This window comes from Bradyrhizobium valentinum (assembly GCF_001440405.1).
GTDB classification, from domain to species: domain Bacteria; phylum Pseudomonadota; class Alphaproteobacteria; order Rhizobiales; family Xanthobacteraceae; genus Bradyrhizobium; species Bradyrhizobium valentinum.
Genome location: NZ_LLXX01000182.1, coordinates 50,822 through 72,324, shown reverse-complemented (window position 1 = coordinate 72,324; position 21,503 = coordinate 50,822). Strand labels below are relative to the sequence as shown.

The window sequence follows — 21,503 nt, the reverse complement described above, 5'->3', positions numbered from 1 at the left end:
CGGGCCGCCGCTATGCGTCGAGCCCGATCGCGCTCGCGAGCTTCATGGCAGGCGTGCGGCTTACATCGGAGGTGCTGCTGGAAGGAGCATGGCGTAGCTCGGCTGGAGCGGCAGGAAACTTCGCGTTCTTCCGCAATCTCATGCTCGGATTGCTGCCGCAGCTCTACGACGTACGCCACCTGGAGGCGCTGGGCGGCCGCTTCGCTCTGCGCGTGACTGGAGCAGGCCGCCATGGAGATTTCACCACCATGGCCGTCAACAGGCGCGTGGTCACGCTGACCGGGTTGCCGCTCGATGAGGCCTCCGGCGCCGCCATCGCTGATGCCTCGGTCCGAGCTGACGTGTTTCTCGCTTTGTGGAACGACATGATTGCCGATCTGGCGGAAACGACACTGGCGCACATCGCGGCGGCACGATCCGCCCCGTCGCGGACGCGCTAAGCAGGACGGGACAGTTCATGCCAGATTTCGAATGTCAGGTTTCCCAGGACGGCGAGCAACAGGTCGCGTTGATGGCGCAGGATTCCGCGCGGGCCGACGCACTTGAGGTGGCGGCCCGGCAGGCGCTGTCGACCGTTCATGGCCGCCAGCGGGAGGCGGCGGCGAGCCGCTACAAGGTCTCGCGCTACGACATTCCGGTCAGGCTTGCCGATGGCGCCGCGCTGCTTTTCAATTCACGGACACGGTCGCTCATCCTGCTGTCCGATGGCGAGGCCCAGATCTATCGGGAGCTCGCCGAACGATCGGCCTTCTCAGGCGGTCAGGTCAGCGACCGACTGTTGCTCGAAGCACTCGTCGGTGGCGGCCACGTCGTGGGCGCGATGGTCGACGAGATTGCCGTCGTGCGCGACAGCTACGAAGCGACACGGGGCGCTAAAGGCAGCCTCACGCTCACGATCGCGCCGACCATGGCCTGCAATTTCGCCTGCGGATACTGCTTCCAGGGCCTGAACAAGCCGACCACGAAGATGAAGCCTGATGTGCAGAACGCCATCGTCGATTTCGTCAAGGCGAAAAAGGACCTCAAGTCGCTGAGTGTCGTCTGGTACGGCGGCGAGCCCCTGATGGGCAAGGATTCGATCTTTCGCCTGTCAGACCTGCTGATTTCCTACTGCGACAAGCACAAGATCGCCTACAGCGCCGGAATCGTCTCCAACGCCTGGTTCCTGAACGGCGAAATGGCAGCTCAGCTCTACACCCGCAGAGTCCGCTGGGTGCAAGTGACCGTCGACGGCGATCGCGGGACGCACGACAAGATGCGGCCCCTGACGTCAGGTCATGGCACCTTCGACCGCATCCTCGACAATATCGCCGAGGCGCTGGACCAGACTGCGATCTCGATCAATGCGCGTGTCAATGTCGGTCAGAGCAACGTCGACAATGTGGACGCCATGCTCGATTGTTTCGTCGAGCGTAACTTCACCAGGCGCGGCAACTTCAGCGTCTACTTCGCACCCATCGAGGCTTCGACGCCGGAGAGCGGGAGCGCCTACGAGGAGAGGCTCTCCCGCGCGGAATTCAACCGCAAGGTCCTCGCCCTGGAGGAGCGCGCGAGACGTCTCGGCTTCGCATCCATCCAGGCGCCGTCGAACGGCTTCGCCGGAATGTGCGTGGCGGCCTCGCATGGCGGCTATGTCGTGTCGGGCGAGGGGGTCGTGCATAAGTGCTGGGAGACGGCGCACGATCCCAGCAAGCGGACGGGCAGCATCTTCGAGCCGGACAAGCTGCACGCCAGCGTCAACGCCAGCCTGTGGTCGCAATGGACGCCATTCGACAATCCGGTCTGCGCTTCGTGCAAGATCTTGCCGATGTGCGGCGGCTTCTGCGCACATCGTTTCATCTACAGCAATCCGGCCGAAGCGGCGCTGCCCTGCCCAAGCTGGAAATGGAACACGGCCGAATACATCTTCAGTCGCGCCAAGGATCTCGGGGTGGTCTCGGCCGACAAATGGGTCCCTGAGGAAGCAACCGTCGAAGCCAAGCAATCCGGCGAGCGTCATTCGCTTGATACGCTGCAGGCAGCGCAAGCGCGCGTGCTGGATAAGGTCAGCGTGCTGCACGGACGGCAGATCGACAGCGCGATGCTCTTTGCCGGCGAACCGGCGCTGGAGGCTGTGCCTTCGCACGCGCCGACCGAGGCAGACCGGGCGCTGCAAAGCACAGAGCCGTGAACGCGATCCCTCCGGCCAGCGCCTTCGATCTGACCGCCGACAGGTTCGACAGCCTTGTCTCCAACAGCTTTGCCGCCAGCAAAGAGAGCCGCCACGTGCGCGACCGCCTGATCGCGCAGGTTGACGGGGGACGCCTCGACCACCTGCTTTTGCGCGCGCGCAGCGGCGTGACCGTGTCTGACGCGGTCAATCGGAAAGCCGCGCTGAACATTATTGATTTCGCCTTTGAGCCGATCGTGATGCAAAACATGTCGACGGATCAGGCGATGAGATATCTAGGGGCGGTGGAGAACACGCTCCACGTTCGCGAGGCGGGCGGGCTCGACTGCTCCGGTCCGCTCTGGATCGACACGATCCACCATGTCTGCGTCTTCTCCGTGCTGTTTCAGCTTGCGGCATTCCTTGGCAAGAACCGGAAGTTCAGCCAGGTGGTCCTTTTGCACCAGGGCCAGCGGCCGGAGCCCCGGCTGCGCATTATTGCCGACCTGCTGCGCCGGGCGCACGGCGTCGCTTTGGTGCTGCTTCCGCTCCAGGGAAACTGGTTCGCGCGCCTCGGGCGCCTTACGACGCCGGACACCGTCATCTACTATCTGACCGACATGCCACCGGAGGCGTTCCCACACGCGGCGCGGAAAGAGCGGGGCCGATCGCGTCTTCTGCTCACCCATGGGCCGGGGCCGGCGCTTCAGGTCGAAACGCTCTCCGGCTCGCAGAGCTTTGCCCGTCGACTCGGGGCGCCGCGCATCGTGCTCGACTACCCGTCGACGGACAGCCTGCGCATCCGGCCGATCGGCGCGGACGAGTCGGCCGTGTCCCTCTGTCCGCTTGAGGATTGGGTGTTCTGGCCGCTGCTTGGGACAGCACGACAGCGGGCCGCCGCACATAACGACTTCGCATCCAGTTGAAGGGGAAATCGTCGGATATGCAGCGAGAGGCACAGGCACTTGTCGATGAATGGGCCCAGACATTCAACGCAGGAAGGGTCGCCGATCTGGCCCGCTTCTACACCGCGGATGCACGGATCGTGCCGCCCGGGCGATCAACCCTGGTCGGCGCAGAAGCGATCTGCATGTTCTTCGCCGACATCCGCGCACAAGGTTTTCGCGATTATGCCGTAGAGGTTGGTGATGTGTTCGCAAAGGACGCGTCTCTGGTCGTGTCGGGCCGATGGGAACTTCGGGGACCCGATGCAGGCGGTCTGCAGCTCTACAAGGGCAACTGGATGAACCTGCTCGCGCACGGGAGTACAGGCCGCCTCATCGCCGTCCACATGTGGAACTGATCCAGGTCCGATTTGAGCGACGGGGCGGGCCTCCACATTCAGGAGTCAGGGGCGATATCCAGGGAGATCCCGGAATGACTTTGATGCGGTGCCCGGATTGCGGCCGGGAGATCAGCAACCAGGCGACGGCCTGCCCCGGATGCGGCAGGCTGTTGCAGGAACGCGGTCCCACAGTAGCTGCGAGCGGGGAGTGGGCGGGGCGGCCACCTTACTTCTACGAGTACAAGTCTCAGATCATTCTGTTCGGCCTGCCGCTCGTCCACGTCATCTTCGGCCCGACATGGCTTATCGGCTTCAAGCCTGCCCGCGGCATCATTGCGGTGGGCAATATCGCCATCGGCTTCGTCGCATTCGGCGGCGTCGCGATGGGTCTTGCGGCATTCGGCGGCATCAGCCTCGGCCTCGTATGCGCAGGTGGAATGGCGCTGGGGCTGGGACTGGGCGCGGGCGGAATCGCAACAGGCTATTGGGCTCTGGGCGGCATCGCGATCGGCGTCTACGCGCTCGGAGGGCTCGGGATCGGCGCTCACACCCTGCAGAACGATCCCAATATGCTCCGCTTCCTCAGCGCTCCGTTCGGCCGAGGATCGAGCTAGGTCGTGCACTCGCGAACACCAGCGGGCATCTGCTCGCGAGCGAGCTGACAGATTTCTTCAAGGATCTCAGCGGTACGCCTCGGCAGACACGCCGCCAGAGGTCTCCATTGGACAATGCACAATGGTTAATAAACCGTCACCTCGCTGTAATTTTCGCCAGTCTATATTCCCGCCGCTGACGTCACACGTCCCCTCTTTTCAATGCTGCGCGAGCCGCTCGTGCCGCAGCGGCAGGTCTTTGTCTTTTTTGCAATGGAGATCATAAATGGCTCTCGGTCCGGGTTCGATTGCTTTCGTCGGTTTCAACGCGGACGGTCAGGACAACATCGCGTTTGTTGTGCTGGAGCCAATTGCTGCAGGAACCGCAATCTACTTCTCCGACAACGAGTGGGATGGTTCGGCCTTCAACACGGGTGAAAGCTATACGCGCTGGACTGCGACCGCAGACGTCGAAGCCGGCACCGTAATCAGCATCGACAACTTCACGAACAACGCCAGCAATCCGATTTCGACCAACCGCTCCGATCTCGGCACCGTCGGCACGGTAACGGTGAGCGGCAGCTCCAACCGCGGGTTCTCCAATGGAGGCGAGACCGTTTACGCTTATCTCGCGCCTGCCGCCACGCCAAATCTGCCGACAGTATTTCTCGCTGCCGTCGCCAGCAACGGGTTCACCGATGCTACGACTACAGGACTTCTTACAAATACCGGGCTTGCAGCCGGTACAACGGCACTTCAGTTGACTGGCGGCATCGATCTCGCCGTCTTCAACGGTTTGCGCAACAACCAGGCGAGCTTTGCCGACTATCTGCCAATCATCAACAATCCGGCAAATTTCACCCAGCTGAACAACAGCGGCGACGATAGTCTAGGCAACATTCCGTTCTCTCCGGTGAGTTTCACCACCGAGGTCGGCACGCCGCCGCAGACGGTCGCCTTCGCCACCGGTTCTGTCTCGACCCATGTGGAAGGAAACACCGGAACGACGGCCTTCACTTTCACTGTGCAGCGCACCGGCGGCACGACCGGTGATGTCAGCTTTAGCGGCCAACTGACCTCGGCAGCGGCAAATGCCGCTGATTTCAATGGGGCTGCGGCTGTCCCGTTTACGTTCAGCGGGACGATACCCGCCGGCCAGGCTTCGGCAACCGTGATCGTCCAGATCAATGGCGACACCACGATCGAGCCTGACGAGAGCTTTACGCTGACGTTGCAGACGGCGACCAACAACAACGCGGCGGTTTCCACCTCGCTCGGCGCCCAGACCACCGCAATCGGTACGATTCAGAACGACGACGCGCCCACAGGCAATGTGATCGGTGGCATCACGATCCTGGACCAGGCGCCGTCGCTGCAGGGGTCGGCCACGACGCCGAACGCAACCAACCCAGTTCAGCTCGTGCGGCTCGACAATTTCACGCCGGCCGCCGGCACCAATGCCGAAGTCGTCTCGTTCGATCCTTCAACCGGTCGCGCCTATGTGCTCAATACCGTGGGCAACACGATCGACATTGTGGCCATCAGCGCAAGCGGCACGGTGAGCCTCGTTTCCTCGATCGACTTGACCGTCCTTGACGGGTTTGGCGGGGCAAACTCGGTCGCGGTCAAGAACGGTGTTCTCGCCGTGGTCTATGCCAGCGATCTGCCGGGCACTAACGGCTCTGTCGCATTGTTCGGCGCAAACGGCGCGCTCATCAACACCGTGGAAGTGGGTACCGGCCCCGACCAGATCGTGTTTAACGCCGATGGATCCAAGTTGCTGGTAGCGAACGAAGCCGAGCCTGTGTCGATCACGCTCCCCGGCGGCGGGTCGCAGCTCGTAAACCCGGAAGGCAGCGTGTCCATCATCAATCTTTCGGGTGGCGCCGCCAACGCAACCGTGTCCAACACGATTTCGTTCGAAGGCCTCGACGGGTTCGAGGCGGTGCTGAAGCAGGCAGGCGTTGCGCTGCTCAACGGCCAGTCTGCATCCGCGGACATCGAACCGGAATACATCACGGTATCGCCGGATGGAACCCGCGCCTATGTGACGTTGCAGGAGGTCAACGCAGTCGCCGTGATCGATCTCACCGACGCTGGCGCGACCAAGCCGCTGGCGATTCTGCCGCTCGGCGGCATCGATCGCAACCTGGTCGGCAACGCCTTCGACGGTATCGACCGTGGCGGGATCAACATCCAGAATGCCGACGTGGTCGGCCTGCTTCAGCCTGACGCGATCGCGAGCTTTGCGGTCGGGGGCGAGACCTATTTCGTTACTGCCAACGAGGGCGATGCGCGGGTGGGACTTGATGACGAGTCCAATCTCGCAGGCGTGACGCTTGATCCGACAGCCTATCCGAATGCGGCGGCACTCCAGGACAATACCACCGGCCTTGGTCGGCTTCGTGTCCGTTCCGACCTCGGCGACACCGACGGTGACGGCGACGTCGACCAGGTCTTCGCATACGGCGGCCGTGGCATTTCGATCTTCAAGCAGAATGCCGACGGCACTATCACCAAGGTTCGCGAGACCGGCGGTGAGTTCGAGGCGATCATTGCACGCGATTTTGCGACGCGCTTCAACATCGACACGGCTGAAGGCGGCGCCGTCGACAATCGTTCTGACAACAAGGGTCCGGAGCCGGAGGGCGTCGATATCGGCGTCATCAATGGGCGTACTTACGCCTTCGTCGGCCTCGAGCGCGTTGGTGGTGTCATGGTCTATGATATCACCGATCCGGCCAATGCGTCTTACGTCGGCTACCGGCCTCCGTTGGCTGGCGAGGGTAATGCGCCCGAAATGACGAAGTTCATCAGCGCCGCGGATTCTCCGACTGGCACGGCGCTCCTGCTTACCGCGAACGAAGGCAACTCGAGCGCCGGGTTTGCGGGCGCAGGGCTGACCGTCGATGCGGTCCTGCCGCAGAACTACAGCCAGGAAATCCGGATCGCCTCGTCCTCGACCAGCGTGTCGCAGGTGGAAGGCGACACCGGCACCACTGCGTTCACCTTCACTATCGAGCGCACCAATGGCACCATCGGCGCGGTCGATGTGACACTGCAGTTGGCGGCGGGTGCGAGCAACGGCGCCAACGCGCAGGATTTCGCGGGTGTCATGAACCTGCCGAGCAACGTCACGGTCACCATTCCGGCCGGTCAGGCGTCGGCGACGGTCACGATCAACGTAGCCGGCGATACCGCATTCGAAGCGAGCGAGAACTTCACGGCCACCATCACCAGCGCGACGACGACGCAAGCGGGCGTTACCGCCGCGGTAAGCGCCACCCAGGCGATCGCGACCGGCACGATCCAGAACGACGATGTGGCGCATATCTACGACGTCCAGGGCGCCGGACACCGCTCGGAATTCGTGGGCCAGCAGGTGACCGTCCGCGGCATCGTCACTGCTATTGACGCGTCCGGCACGGAGAATGGCGGCAACAACCCGGTCGGCTATTATATTCAGGATGCGGTCGGCGACGGCGACTACCGGACCTCGGATGCTGTCTTCGTTTTCCTGGGTACGGGTGCCAACGTCACGATCCCAAGCGGCATCGTTGTTGGTGCGGAAGTGCAATTGACCGCAACCGTCAGCGAGTTCGCCGGCACGAACCAGCTTTCGGTGACGCAGCTCAATCCGGTGGCTGGCACGACGAGCGTGCTGTCGACCGGCAATGCACTGCCGACAGCCGTCCGCGTGGGCGATGTCGATAACCTCACAACCGGCCTTGAGCGTAAGCCGGCCCTGGTGTCGCTCGGTGACGATGATGTCGATATCGCTCCCCCAGCGGGTACCTACGATCCGGTCAATCAAGGATCGGATTTCTGGGAATCCCTGGAAGGTATGCGCGTCACGCTTGAAGATGTGCGCGTCACCAGTCCCTTCCACTCGAATTTTGACGAGCAGTTCGTCACCCCGAACGTCGGTGCCAACCCCTCAAGCAATTCGCGTGGCGGCCTGACCATCAGCGACACCACGCCCGGAACGACGCAGCCTGCCGACAAGGTGTTCGACTTCAATCCAGAGCGAATTCAACTGGACGACGAGGCAGGCGTGGCGCTGCCCACCGGCCTTCAGACCGGTGACCGCCTGGGCGATGTAACCGGCGTCGTCAACTACGCAAACGGCCAGTACGAGATCAACACGACCGAGGCCTATGGTCCGGTGACGGCCGCGAACCTGCAAAAGGAAACCACAACCATCGTGGAGAACCTGGACCGGATTCGCGTTGCGACCTTCAACGTGGAAAACCTGGCGCCGGTTGGCCAGCCGGTGGACGGTGTGGCGACGCCGGCAAGCAAGTTCGCCGGTCTTGCAGACGCTATCGTCGGCAACCTCAAGGCGCCCGAGATCATTGCGCTCCAGGAGGTGCTGGACAATGACGGCGCCACCAGCTCGAGCACCACAAGCGCTTCGCAGACCTTGTCGCAGCTCATCGATGCCATTGTCGCTGCCGGTGGACCGCGCTATGTCGCTATTGACTCACCGCCGATCGACAACATCGGGGGTATCCCGAACGGCAATCAGCGAGTTGCCTACCTGTACAATCCGGAGGCGGTTTCGCCGACTGCGCGCAACGGCCTGACGGATATTGTCAGCGACGCTGATGGCGTGAAGGTTCAGCAGTTCGCGAGCGCCAACCAGATCGGGCAGGGCAATACCGACTTCACCGCCACGCGTAAGTCGCTGCCGATGGAATGGTCGCCCGTGGGGTACACCGACGATCAGGGCGGCACATTCTGGACCGTCAACAACCATCTCTCCTCGAAGGGCGGTTCAGCGCCGCTTTACACCACGTTGCTGGACCTGCCGCTTTACGCCGACCCGATCAACGGATCCGCGCAACAGACCGGCACTTCGAACGAGCGTGAAGGGCAGGCCGAAACGATCAACGCGTTCGTCGATGGGCTGCTGACCAACGCGTCGGCGACCGACGACCGTATTGTCGTGTTGGGTGATCTGAACGACTTTCAGTTCTTCCCGGTGGTCGATCTCATCACGGGACAGCTCACTCGCACCACCGCGAGCCCGGACGGGACTCCCAGCATCTTCGCGCCCGGCACCGCAGTGCTTTCGGAGCTGATCAGCAAACTCCCGGAAAACGAGCGGTATTCCTACAATTTCGACGGCAATGCGCAGGCGCTGGATCACATCCTGGTTTCGAACAACCTGTTTGACAGCGCTCAGTTCGACATCGTGCACATCAATTCGGAGTTCATCGACCAGCTCTCCGATCACGATCCGTCGGTGTCGTCGCTCGTGATGTCCCGTTCGGCTGCGATCGCAACCTCAGGCAATGACGTGTTCGACCAGGCCGCGTATACGGCGAAGTTCGGCGTGCGCGGGAGCCTCGCCGGCAACGACACGATCGATGGCCTTGGCGGCGATGATCGCATTGCCGGTGGCAGCGGCAATGATGCCATTAACGGTGGCAGCAACGGAGCGGCGGGCGACGTCGCAGTGTTCACTGGTGCGCGCAGCAACTACACGGTCACTGTGCAGGGTGGCTCGTTCGTCATCACCGATAACCGCACTGGCTCATCGGACGGTATTGACACCGTCTCGAATGTCGAACGGTTCGAGTTTGCGGATCGGACGCTCACGGCCGCTGAGTTGACCGATGCAACGGGGCCCGTGCTCACCGCTGCGACGCCGGCGGACAATGCGACTGCGGTCGCGGCTGGAAACAACATCGTGCTCACCTTCGACGAAGCCGTCGCGGCGGGTACCGGAAGCATCGTCATCAGCAACGGTGCGGGAGACACGCGGACGATTGCGATTGGCGATGCGTCGCAGGTCACCGTCTCCGGCAACACCGTCACCATCAATCCGACGGCCGATCTGGCTGCCGGTGCGACCTATGATGTCACGCTGGCGTCGGGCGTGATCACCGACGTCGCCGGCAACGCTTTCACTGGCCTCGCGCAGAACGATCTCGACTTCACCGTCGCGGCGCCGCTGACCTACAAGCTGCAGATCCTTCACGCGTCGGATTTCGAGGCAGGCCTGAAGGCGATCGACGATGCGCCGCGCTTCGCAGCCATCGTGGACCGGCTCGAGGATACGTTTGCCAACTCGATCACGCTGGCGTCGGGCGACAATTACATTCCGAGCCCGTTCTTCAATGCAGCCAGTGATCCGGCGCTGGCGTCGTTCTTCCCGCCGAGCATCGGCCGGGCCGATATCCGCATCCTGAACTCGATCGGAATCGAGGCGTCCGTCATCGGCAACCACGAGTTCGATCCGGGTCCGCGCGATGTGCAGAATCTCATCCGCCCCGCCGCCGATCCCGATGGGGCTGGCCCGCTGAGCGGCTACGAAGGAACCCAATTTGCCTATCTCGCCGCCAACCTGAACTTCGCCGGCGAGCCGGACCTGGCGCCCAATGCCCAGACCACGCCGCTGACTGAAGCGACGTTTGGTGTCGGCGCAAGCGGCGGCCGCCGGATCGCGCCGTCTACCATTCTAGAGGAAAACGGCGAGAAGATCGGCGTTGTCGGCGTCACCACGCCGGTGTTCGAAGACATCACGACGCCGGGCGGAGTCCGGATCGTCGGGCCGCGCACACTGGAAACCGACGCCGACTTCATCGCGCTTGCAGCGATTATCCAGCCGGCGATCGATGCCGTCATCGCCCAAGGCGTGAACAAGGTCATAATCGTTTCGCAGTTGCAGGAGCTGAAGAACGAGCAGAAGCTCATCACCTTCCTCAAGGGCGTCGACGTTGTGATCGGCGGCGGCTCGAACACGCTGCTCTCCGACAGCAACGACGTTCTCCGTCCGGGCGATGTCAGCGAAGGCGAATACGCCCAGATCATCACCAACGCGGAAGGCAAGAACACGGTTCTCGTCAACACCGACGGCAACTACAAGTATGTCGGCCGGCTGGTGCTCGAGTTCGATGCCAACGGCGACATCATTCCCGCCAGCCTCGATCCGAGCATCAATGGCGCCTATGCCACTGACGATGCAGGCCTGGCCCGTGTTTATGAAGGCTCCGGCATCGATCCGTTCGCCGAGGGCTCGCGTGGTGACACAGTGCGCGATATCACAACCGTGATCGACGGCATCATCACCCAGAAGGATGCCGTTACCTTCGGCCGCACCGATGTATACCTTGAAGGCCGACGTGGCGAGGTGCGCTCGCAGGAAACCAATCTCGGTAACCTCTCCGCCGATGCCAACCTGTGGTACGCCAAGTCCGGCTATGACGACACCGTTCAGATCTCGATCAAGAACGGCGGCGGCATCCGCGACTCGATTGGGTCGATCAGCTCCGAGGGCGACGGCGCGGAACTGCCGCCGGCTGCGAATCCGGAAGTCGGCAAGGAAGCGGGCGAGGTCAGCCAGCTCGACATCGAGAACTCGCTGCGCTTCAACAACGCGCTCAGCCTTGTCACATTGACGCCGCAGCAACTGCTTGAGGCTCTTGAAAACGGTGTTTCCAATCCGGGCGGCATCTTCGCCCAGGTCGGCGGCCTCCGGTTCAGCTATGATCTGACGCGCGCTGCGGGGGATCGGGTTCGCTCGGTCACGCTGGTCGATGAAAATGAGCATGTGATCGCGGTTATTGTCGCCGACGGCGAAGTGGTTGCGGATGCGCCGGCGGCGATCCGCATGGTGACGCTGAGTTTCCTGATCGGTGGGGCAAATCCCAACGCTCCGGGCGGGTTCAACCGGCCCGACGGCTTCCGGTTTGCCGAGTACATCGCGGCCAACCCGGCGTTTGCCAATCGCGTCGACCTGTCTCCGGATAATCTGCCGGCAGACGACGTAGCGGCCCGCACTGGCGCCGGCAGGTTCACCGACGACGGCTTCGAGCAGGACGCATTGGCCGAATATCTCGCGGCGAATTTCTCGGATACCCCGTTCGGGCAGGCAGATACGGATCCGGCCCAGGATCAGCGCATCCAGAATCTGGTTGCAAACGGCGGCAACGACACCGTTCTGCCGATCATGGGAACCGACGGTGAGGATGACCTCTCCGGTACCACCGCAAAAGACTCGATCTTTGCCAAGAACGGTGACGATCGCGTTCGTAGCCTTGGCGGCGACGATCTCGTGCTGGGCGGCGGCGGTGACGACGTCATCGAAGGTGGCGACGGCAATGACCGTCTCGAGGGCGGCGAGGGCAATGATTTCGTCTTCGGCGATGCGGGTAATGATACCGTGCTGGGCGGTGCCGGCGACGATCGTCTTCGCGGCAATGACGGCAACGACATGCTGGCCGGCGGCATTGGCAACGATAATGTCAACGGCGGCGCGGGTTCGGATGCTTATGCCTACAAGCTGGGCGACGGCTCCGACATCATTACCGAAGCGGCCAATACCCCAGCCGATACCGATACGCTGGCGCTGGTTGACATCAATGCTGCGGACGTCACGTTCCGCCGGTTTGGTAACGACACCCGGATCGAGCTGTCCAACGGCAGCGTGATCACGTTGAAGGATCAGCGCGTAGGCGGCGGCGTCGAGAAGGTGACCTTCGCCAACGGTCAGGAACTCGATCGGAGCGGCATCAACGGCGCGATCGTGAATCGCGGGCCGTTGGCAGTCGACGACACGGCAGCAACCGTTGCGGAAGATGCGGCAGCGTTCGTCATCCCGCTCGCCGATATCCTCGGCAACGATACCGACGCCGATCTTGACGCGCTCTCCATCACGGCTCTCGCCAATATCGTGGGCGGCACGGCCGAAATCGTAGTCGGTGGCATCCGGTTCACGCCGGCCGCCAACTTCAACGGGGCCGCTTCGTTCGAATACACCCTCAGCGACGGTAACGGCGGTTCGGACATTGGCAAGGTCAGTTTCACGGTGACAGCCGTGAACGATGCGCCGGTACCGACCACGCCGGTTGCGGTTCAGACCAACGAGGATACTCAGCTCGTTGGCCAGATCGCAGTGACCGACGCCGAAGGCGACACGCTGAGCTATGCGGTCGGTACTGCCGCCCAGCACGGCACGGTCAGCGTCAATGCGCAGGGCCAGTACACCTACACGCCGGCTCTGAACTTCAATGGCAGCGACAGCTTCATCATCAAGGTCAGCGACGGAATTGCGCCGCCGGTTGACGTGGTGGTGAACATGACGGTTGCACCGGTGAACGACGCGCCGACGGCGACCTCGCCGGTTGCCGCGAACACGAACGAGGACACCCAACTGGTCGGCCAGATCGTCGCAAGCGATGTGGACGGCAACGCGCTGAGCTACCAGGCTGGTACTGCCCAGCACGGCACGGTCAGCGTCAATGCGCAGGGCCAGTACATCTACACGCCGGATCTTAATTTCAACGGCAGCGACAGTTTCATCATCAAGGTCAGCGACGGCATTGCGCCGCCGGTTGACGCCGTAGTGAACGTGACGGTCGCCCCGGTGAACGACGCGCCGGTCACGGTGGATGACGTCGCGACCGTCGGCGAGAATCAGTCGAAGGCCTTCGCCCTCACGGCGAACGACTCCGACGTCGAGGATGGTGTACCGCCAACCTTGACCGCCTTTGAGGTGACGGGGGTATCTGGCATCAATCTGAGCAACGCGAACGCGCAGTCCGCGTTCACGATCAACCAAAGCGGCCAGCTACAGTTTACTCCGGGCAACCTGTTCGACGGCTTGAATACGGGCGAAAGCGCCACCGTCTCGATCAGCTACACGGCGCGAGATGCCGCCAACGCTGCATCGACTGGAAACTTCACGCTGACCGTCACTGGCGAGACCGACGCCAACGTGATCAACGGCACAAACGGTAGCAACCTGCTATTTGGTACCGAAGGGGTCGATCTCGTCAACGCAGGTGGCTCGACTGATTTTGTCTTCGCCCAAGGCGGCGATGACGTCGTCAATGCTGGGACCGGTAATGATTTCGTGTTTGGCGGCGCTGGTAAGGACATCCTGCGTGGTGAAGCCGGCCGGGATATCCTGTTCGGTGAGAACGGAAACGATACGCTGGCCGGCGGCCGGGGCAATGATCAGCTCTACGGCGGTCAGGGTAACGATACCTTCGTGTTCCAGCGAGGGGACGGACGCGATCTCGTGTTCGACTTCCAGTCTGGTGCCGGCTCGGATGACGTCATTCAGCTCGATGCCGCTGCATTTGCCGATTTTAATGCGCTGATGCAGTCGGGCGCGGTATCGAACACCCAGATCGGTACGGAGATCGAGTACAGCGACGGGTCCAGCATCACGCTCGTCGGGGTCAACAAGGCCACGCTCACGGTGGACGACTTCCGCTTCGCCTGACGTCCATCGCGGGATTGATCCTTTAAATGGGGGCGCACGCGCCCCCATTTTGTATTGTCAGATATCTGTAACAATTCTCGGCTACCGCCAAAGTGGGATGAGTGAGCGCAGCCATTGACAGCCAGTCGGCAACAATCCGGAGGTGCCCGCGGGGAGCTGGATACCGCGCTCGCGCTTTGTCGCCCGGCGTTCCTGGCCATCGCCGGCTTCAGCGCTATCCTCAACATTCTGGCGCTGACCGGTTCCATGTTCATGATGGAGGTCTATGACCGCGTTCTGCCCAGCCGGAGCGTGCCGACGCTGCTGGGTCTGCTTGCGCTGGTGCTCACCCTCTACGTCTTTCAAGGCTTGATGGATGCCCTGCGCGGCAGGTTGCTCGTTCGGGTGGGCATCCGCGTCGATCAGGCCATGTCGGATCGCGTCTATGCGACAGTGATGCGTTTGCCGATCCAGGCGCCAAAGCGCGGCGAGTCGATCCAGCCGCTGCGCGATCTGGATTCAGTGCGCGCCTATCTGTCGGGCCCTGGACCAACTGCGTTCTTCGATCTGCCCTGGGTGCCTCTCTATCTCGCGATCTGTTTTGCCTTCCATTTCTGGATTGGCGTCACGGTGCTGGCGGGCGCGTTGATACTGGTTTCGCTCACGCTGCTGTCGGAGCTGCTTGGAAGGCAGTCGACGCTGGACGCCAATCGTATCGGCAACCAACGCGCACGCTTGGCGGAGACGAGCCGTCGAAACGCCGAGGCTTTGACTGCGCTCGGCATGGTCAGATGGAATTCCCGCCGCTGGCAGTCATTGAACCGGCAATTCCTCACGGGCCACGCCGATTCGAGCGATCTCGCCGCGGGCCTTGGCGCCATGGGACGGACGTTCCGAATGATGCTGCAGTCCGGCGTGCTTGCCGTCGGCGCCTATCTTGTGATCAACCAGCAGGCCACCGCCGGCGTCATTATTGCGTCGTCGATTCTATCGGCGCGGGCGCTCGCACCTGTCGATCTTGCGATTTCCCACTGGCGCAGCTTTGTCGGCGCCAGGCAGGCTCGCGCGCGTCTGAACAAGCTGCTCGTGCTACTGCCCGAACAGAGAAACCCGACGTCTCTGCCAAAGCCGCAACGCGGACTCACTGTCGATAACGTCAGTGCGGCGCCGCCCGACGTCCAGCGGGCGGTCGTGCACGAGGTGACCTTCTCCCTGAAGGCCGGCAACGGGCTCGGTGTGATCGGTCCGAGCGCATCGGGAAAATCGTCGCTTGCGCGGGTTCTGGTGGGTCTGTGGACGCCGGCGCGCGGCGCCGTCCGGCTTGACGGCGCGACGCTCGACCAGTGGGTTCCCGACGAACTCGGGCGCCACGTCGGTTATCTGCCGCAGGACGTCGAACTGATCGAAGGGACAGTTGCGGAAAACATTTCACGATTCGACCCTAACGCCTCGTCGGAGGCGATCATCGCTGCGGCGAAAGCTGCGGGCGTCAACGAGCTCGTGCTTTCGCTGCCGCAAGGCTATGACACCGAGATCGGCGAACAGGGCTCCTTACTATCGGCCGGCCAGCAACAGCGCATCGCGCTGGCACGTGCGCTTTATGGCGATCCGTTTCTGGTGGTGCTCGACGAGCCGAATTCCAACCTTGACGTCGAAGGCGACGAGGCATTGACAAAGGCCATTCTCGGCGCGCGGGCGCGGGGGGCGATTGTCGTCGTGGTGGCGCACCGGCCGAGTGCGTTGTCCGGGGTCGATCACGTGCTCGCGCTGAATGGCGGGCGCCAGCAAGCCTTCGGCCCCAAAGACGAGGTGCTGGCAAAGGTGCTGCGGCGCGACAGCGTCGTCAGCGCACCCAAAGTTGTCGCGACCGCTCAAGGGTAAAGCGATGCCCGATACGGATTTAATTGACGCGCGCCCGTCGATCAGGCGGCATATCGTGGCGGGCTTGGCTGCCATCATGCTCATTGCCGGCGGAATTGGCGGATGGGCGGCAACCACCGAAATTTCGGGCGCCTTGATCGCTGCGGGGAGCGTTGTCGTCGAGTCGAATGCCAAGAAGGTTCAACATCCAACCGGCGGCGTCGTCGGCGAAATCGCGGTGACCAATGGGATGAACGTGACGGCCGGGGATATCCTGGTCCGTCTCGACCAAACGATGACGCGGGCCAATCTGCAGATCGTATCAAAGACCCTGGACGAGGTGACGGCGCGGCGCGCGCGGTTGCGGGCCGAACGTGATGGCGCATCGGAGGTGCCATGGCCCTCTGCGTTCAGGAGCAGACAGCACGAAGAAAGTGTTGTCGAGCTGATGGCCGACGAGCAGCGCCTTTTCGAACTGCGCAATACGACGCGGCTCGGGCAAAAACGACAGTTGCGCGAGCGGATCGCCCAGCTCAACGAGGAAGCCAACGGGATCATTGCCCAACAGGCCGCGAAATCCCAGGAGCTTGTTCTGGTCAATAATGAACTGGAAGGCGTGCGGCAACTCTGGTCCAAGCAACTGATCCAGATGAACCGGCTAACGGCGCTCGAGCGCGAAGCAGCGCGGCTTGATGGCGAGCGGGCGCAGCTAATTGCGGCGGCGGCGCAGGGGCGAGGCAAAATATCCGAGATCGAACTTCAGATTACCCAGATCGATCGCGAGTTGGCGAGCGAAGTCGGCCGCGAAATGCGTGAGATCGACGGCAAGGCAGGTGAATACGCCGAGCGGAAAGTGGCGGCCGAAGACCAATTGCGGCGAATCGACATCCGGGCCCCGATTTCGGGCACCGTCCACGAAATGAATGTCCACACGGTCGGCGGCGTGGTTAGCGCTGGCGAGCAATTGATGCTGATCGTGCCTGCATCCGATCGCTTGACGGTCGAGGCGAGGGTGACGCCGCAAGACATCGATCAGGTGCGGGTCGGCCAGGCTTCCGCGTTGCGATTTTCCGCCTTTAGCCAACGCACGACCCCGGAAATCAACGGAGTCGTCAGCCGGGTTGCGGCCGACGTGACGACCGAGCAGCGCACCGGCCTGACCTATTACACGGCGCGCATTGCTATCGGGCCCGACGAACTCGCTCGCCTCGGCGATGTCAGGCTTGTGCCCGGCATGCCGGTCGAAGTGTTTATCAAGACGGCAGATCGGACGGTTGGTTCCTACCTGACCAAGCCGCTATTCGACCAGGTTGCCCGCGCATTTCGCGAACGATAGCAGAACGGCGGGTGAACCGAGAGGTCCAGAAAAATCTCGAAAGCCGACTTTTCGTGCCGAGCTGACCGCTTGAATGTCCGCAGCGGGCTGAAGTCGGTTTCGCCTTGCTGCGGCCCTAGAGAGCAGCGATAGCAAACGCATTGAAAAGCGGATCGAGGCTATCAGGATATGCGAGCTTTCCGGCAAAAATCTATTGCACAGTTTATCGTTATCGCACTGTTCGCGTGCATCGTTGCGTCGCCTTGCCAAGCCAATCCCCAGGAAATGTTGCCACTGATGCGCCGGATTACGGCGCTCGCTCAGGAAGGGCGATACGGCGAGGCGATAGCCTTGGCAAGAAAGCTTGCAACTGAAGCTGAAAGAACCTCGGGTCGGCAGTCAGTTTTAACGGCAACGACCCTTGTTGTGCTTGCTCAGACTCTACAGGCCCAAGGCGAAATGGCCGAAGCCGAAAGGGTGTTAAGAAGAGCCCTTGCCATCCGCGAGAAGGCGCTTGGCCCCAATCACCCCGACGTTGCCGCTGTATTATCTACGCTTGGCCAGATAGCGCTTAGTCAAAACCGGTTGAAAGACGCCGAACGCGATACTTTACGCGCGATAGCTATCGATGAAAGCGCTCTCGGCCCCGACAACCTAAATACCGCGTTGGCGCGCATGCAGCTCGGCAATCTTCGCCACCGTCAATTGAGAGAAGCGGAGGCGCTCGATATCTTTAGCCGCACACTGGAAGTCTTCAAAAATGCACCGGGCCAAGCAGATATCATGGTCCCGGTTGCCCTCAACAACATCGCAGAAATCCATAAGACGCAAGGCCGACTGCAACTCGCCGAGGAGCGATTCCTTGAAGCGCTTGGTCTTCAGGAAAAGCGCCATGGCCGCGATAATCTCTATCTGACTGCAACGCTGAACAATCTTGGAGAGCTCAGGCGCCTGCAGGGACGGCTCCAGGAGGCCGAGCAGTTGGCGCGGCGGACGTTGGTTATCAGAGAAAAAGCACTGGGGCCCGATCATGCCGATGTCGCCGCCAGCCTTAACAACCTTGCGCTCGTTTTCTCAAGGCAGGGTCGAGCTCCGGAAGCCGATGGTCTGCTTGTCCGTGCGCTTGCCATCCAGGAAAAGGCTTTCGGACCGGATCACCCCAATATAGCGATTGCGTTAAACAACCTCGCTGATGCAAAGGCTCACTCCGGCCGAAAGAAAGAAGCCGAAGGGCTGTTTCGCAGGTCGCTGGCCATTCGCGAAAAAAGCCTAGGTCCGAACCACCTTGATGTCGCCGTCTCTCTCGACAATCTTGTGGTGCTGCTCGGCGACGATGAGCATTACAGCGAAGCCGAAGGGCTGGCTCGCCGCTCTCTGACCATACGCGAGGAAGCGCTCGGTAAGCTCCACCCGTTGGTGGCAAGCAGCCTCAACAATCTCGCTGTTGTCCTGGACAGCGTCGGACGACCAAAGGACGCTGAACCGCTCCTGAAACGAGCGCTGGACATTCGCGTAAGTGCGCTTGGCGAAGTGCACCCGGACGTCGCCAACAGTTTCAACAATCTCGGCGCACATTATCTGGATTCAAAGGATTGGCAGCAAGCCCACGACGCGTTTGCTCGCGCTTCATCGATTTTGATAGGCCGCAATACCAAGGAATCAAGCGAGGGACAGACAGCAGCGGATCTCAAGGTCCATGGCGCCACGAATCCATTCCCCGGAGCCATCGTTGCCGCCTACCAGCTAGCAGAGACGTCCGACAGCCAAAAAGCGATCGCGTTGCGATCCCAGGCTTTCGAAGCTGCGCAGTGGATTAGTGACGAACAGGCGGCACGCGCCATTACGGGAATGTCCGCCCGGATTGCGGCGGGCAGCGGCGATCTATCGGCACGTGTTCGTGAGCGGCAGGACCTAAGCGAACAGGCGCTTGCCATCGATAGATTGCTCATCTCGGTCATTTCACAGCCGAATGCCGTGCGCAACCAGCAGACGGAGCAGGCGCTTCGGACCCAGGCATCTGACGTTGCGAACCAGATAAGAGAGCTTGATCGCTTGATCGCTACCCAATTCCCTGATTACGCCGGGCTCGTTGCCAAGATGCCCGTTTCCATCGAAGAGGTTCAAAGGCGGCTGAACCCGAATGAGGCCTTGTTGCTGTTTGCCACGACCTCACGCTCCACCTTCGTCTGGACAGTCACGCGCGCAGGCGTCCGTTGGCACGCCGCGTCGATCGGCGCCAAGCAACTGGCAGAAACGATCAATATTCTGCGCTGTGGTCTTGACGCGGAAGCGTGGACCGAAACGTCCCACGCTTGTGCCGAAAAGCTCGGCCGCGATCGTCCGCCGGCTGCCGGTGATCAATTGCCGTTCGACCTGGACCGGGCGTTCGGGCTTTATCAGGCGCTTCTTGAACCGGTCGCAACGGACATTGAAGGCAAGGAGCTTATTCTTGTTCCATCTGGCCCGCTGGCGACGCTGCCTTTCCAGGTTCTGCTGACCGAGAGGCCGGCGCCGAACACCGGCCGGCAGGATCTTGCCAAAGCACCCTGGCTGGTCAAACGCTTTGCAACGACCGTATTGCCATCCGTCTCCAGCCTCAAGGCGCTACGTCAGGTCGCTCAAAGGAGCAGGGCGCCGAAGCCGTTTATTGGCTTTGGAAACCCGCTGCTGAGCGGAAATGCCCGGAACGCTTTCGATGTCGACCGCGCCGCGCAGGCCCGCCTTCGTCAGAGTTGCGGACTAGGCCCGGAGCCGCGAATGAGCCAATCAGCTCAAAGAGGGCGACGTTCGATCGTTGCCCTTTCAGGCGGCACGACGGACATTGAGCAACTCAGGCACCTTGCGCCGTTGCCCGAAACCGCTATCGAACTATGCCTGGTGGCGAACAGTTTTTCGCCCATCAAGGGTGATGTTTATCTCGGCAAGGAGGCGACCGAAGCCGCGATAAAATCGCTCAGCGAAAGCGGCCGACTGGAACAATATCGTATGCTCCACTTTGCAACACACGGAGCGCTTTCGGGTCAGGCGCGTGGCTCTATCGAGCCAGGACTGGTCCTGACACCACCGGCTACCGCCACGCCGACCGATGACGGCTACCTCTCCTCATCGGAGATTTCGGGACTCAAGCTCAACGCCGACTGGGTCGTGCTTTCAGCCTGCAACACGGCGGGCAGCGAGGCATCAAATTCAGAGGCATTCTCCGGCCTTGCAAGAGCGTTTTTCTACGCAGGCACGCGCGCCCTGCTGGTCTCCCACTGGCCGGTCAATTCGGAAGCCGCCGTCACTATCACCACTGGTGCAACCAGTGCGATGACGGCACATCCCGGTATAGGCCCCGCCGAGGCGCTTCGCCGCTCGATCTCGGCCTTGACGGCTAAGGGCAGCGAGAATGCGCATCCCAGTGTCTGGGCTCCCTTTGTGCTGGTCGGAAACGGCAGTCCATAGCGCGCGAGCTTACGCCTGCTGTTGCCCCTCGTTAGCTCACGAATGAAAGGGGGCGCCTGTTAGTGGGCGCAGGTGATCACACGCCCGGCATGCGCATCAGGCGTGCTTGTCGAGGCGGCGCTTGAGCAGGGTCAGATGTTGCAGCAGATCCGACTGCGCGACGTGTGACAGTTCGCCGATCAGGGCGATCACCCATTCCTCATGCCGGCGCGCCATGCGGCCGAATTCCTTGGCGCCTTCCTGCGACAGGCGCAGACGGAACGTGCGGCGGTCCTCGGAATCGACCTCGCGATGGATAAAGCCGTCGGCTTCCAGCTTCTGCACCAGCGCAGTGATCGCGCCGTTTGAGACCATCAGGAGTTCCGAGACCTCGGACATGGTCGCGCCTGCCGGTTTACGCGCGAGTTGCGCCAGCAGATCGAAGCGGGCCAGCGTGGTGTTGAACTCCTTGCGCAGCCGCGCGTTCAGCGCCTTTTCGATCCGGGTGGCGCAGGAGAGCAGCCGCAGCCAGATGCGGAGTTCGAGATGCGCGCCGTCGGATTCGTGCGCCGGCTCGGCCGGCCGCGACGGTTGCGCGCGCCCCCCCTTCGGGGATCTGGCCTTTCGTTTGACTGTGGCATCCATGGCTGGGATCTCACCGG

Annotated in this window: 10 protein-coding genes; 9 read left to right on the top strand and 1 reads right to left on the bottom strand. The window is 62.0% G+C overall.

All coding sequences use genetic code 11. From position 1 onward, the window contains the following. The 9 genes from CP49_RS33500 to CP49_RS43720 form a co-directional block, all read left to right on the top strand. Positions 1–440 (top strand): hypothetical protein (locus tag CP49_RS33500; RefSeq protein WP_057854396.1); only part of this gene is annotated, 440 nt, incomplete at its 5' end. 17 nt (positions 441–457) lie between these two features. Next, entirely contained in the window at positions 458–2,170 is a 1,713-nt protein-coding gene (locus tag CP49_RS33495) for a radical SAM/SPASM domain-containing protein (RefSeq protein ID WP_057854395.1), read from the top strand. After that, the gene (locus tag CP49_RS33490) at positions 2,167–3,075 is read left to right on the top strand and encodes a hypothetical protein (protein ID WP_057854394.1); all 909 of its coding nucleotides are present in this window, start codon (positions 2,167–2,169) and stop codon (positions 3,073–3,075) included. The genes CP49_RS33495 and CP49_RS33490 overlap by 4 nt, the downstream gene beginning before the upstream one ends. A 17-nt stretch (positions 3,076–3,092) precedes the next feature. Then, positions 3,093–3,452 (top strand): YybH family protein, encoded by a 360-nt coding sequence (locus CP49_RS33485; RefSeq protein ID WP_057854393.1) that lies wholly within the window; start codon positions 3,093–3,095, stop codon positions 3,450–3,452. A gap of 74 nt (positions 3,453–3,526) precedes the next feature. Next, positions 3,527–4,048 (top strand): zinc-ribbon domain-containing protein, encoded by a 522-nt coding sequence (locus tag CP49_RS33480; RefSeq protein WP_057854392.1) that lies wholly within the window; start codon positions 3,527–3,529, stop codon positions 4,046–4,048. 265 nt (positions 4,049–4,313) lie between these two features. Further along, the gene (locus CP49_RS33475; RefSeq protein ID WP_057854391.1) at positions 4,314–14,264 is read left to right on the top strand and encodes a choice-of-anchor I family protein; all 9,951 of its coding nucleotides are present in this window, start codon (positions 4,314–4,316) and stop codon (positions 14,262–14,264) included. Between the two features lie 114 nt (positions 14,265–14,378). Further along, positions 14,379–16,124 (top strand): type I secretion system permease/ATPase, encoded by a 1,746-nt coding sequence (locus CP49_RS33470; protein WP_057854390.1) that lies wholly within the window; start codon positions 14,379–14,381, stop codon positions 16,122–16,124. Between the two features lie 4 nt (positions 16,125–16,128). Then, positions 16,129–17,439 carry an HlyD family type I secretion periplasmic adaptor subunit gene (locus tag CP49_RS33465; protein WP_057854389.1) on the top strand — a complete coding sequence of 437 codons (1,311 nt, stop codon included), beginning with the start codon at positions 16,129–16,131 and terminating at the stop codon, positions 17,437–17,439. Between the two features lie 168 nt (positions 17,440–17,607). Continuing rightward, on the top strand, positions 17,608–20,862 hold the full coding sequence (locus CP49_RS43720; RefSeq protein WP_082646372.1) for a CHAT domain-containing tetratricopeptide repeat protein: 3,255 nt from the start codon (positions 17,608–17,610) through the stop codon (positions 20,860–20,862). A 96-nt stretch (positions 20,863–20,958) separates the two neighbouring features. Here the strand turns inward: CP49_RS43720 and CP49_RS33445 are convergent, their stop codons facing one another. Then, on the bottom strand, positions 20,959–21,486 hold the full coding sequence (locus CP49_RS33445; protein WP_057854385.1) for a MarR family winged helix-turn-helix transcriptional regulator: 528 nt from the start codon (positions 21,484–21,486) through the stop codon (positions 20,959–20,961). Positions 21,487–21,503 lie beyond the last annotated feature (17 nt).

What these genes read in the sequence shown, in the direction of transcription:
- CP49_RS43720 (WP_082646372.1), top strand. Translation starts at nt 17,608, where the DNA reads ATGCGAGCTTTCCGGCAAAAATCTATTGCACAGTTTATCGTTATCGCA.
- CP49_RS33495 (WP_057854395.1), top strand. Translation starts at nt 458, where the DNA reads ATGCCAGATTTCGAATGTCAGGTTTCCCAGGACGGCGAGCAACAGGTC.
- CP49_RS33465 (WP_057854389.1), top strand. Translation starts at nt 16,129, where the DNA reads ATGCCCGATACGGATTTAATTGACGCGCGCCCGTCGATCAGGCGGCAT.
- CP49_RS33475 (WP_057854391.1), top strand. Translation starts at nt 4,314, where the DNA reads ATGGCTCTCGGTCCGGGTTCGATTGCTTTCGTCGGTTTCAACGCGGAC.
- CP49_RS33480 (WP_057854392.1), top strand. Translation starts at nt 3,527, where the DNA reads ATGACTTTGATGCGGTGCCCGGATTGCGGCCGGGAGATCAGCAACCAG.
- CP49_RS33485 (WP_057854393.1), top strand. Translation starts at nt 3,093, where the DNA reads ATGCAGCGAGAGGCACAGGCACTTGTCGATGAATGGGCCCAGACATTC.
- CP49_RS33445 (WP_057854385.1), bottom strand. Translation starts at nt 21,486, where the DNA reads ATGGATGCCACAGTCAAACGAAAGGCCAGATCCCCGAAGGGGGGGCGC.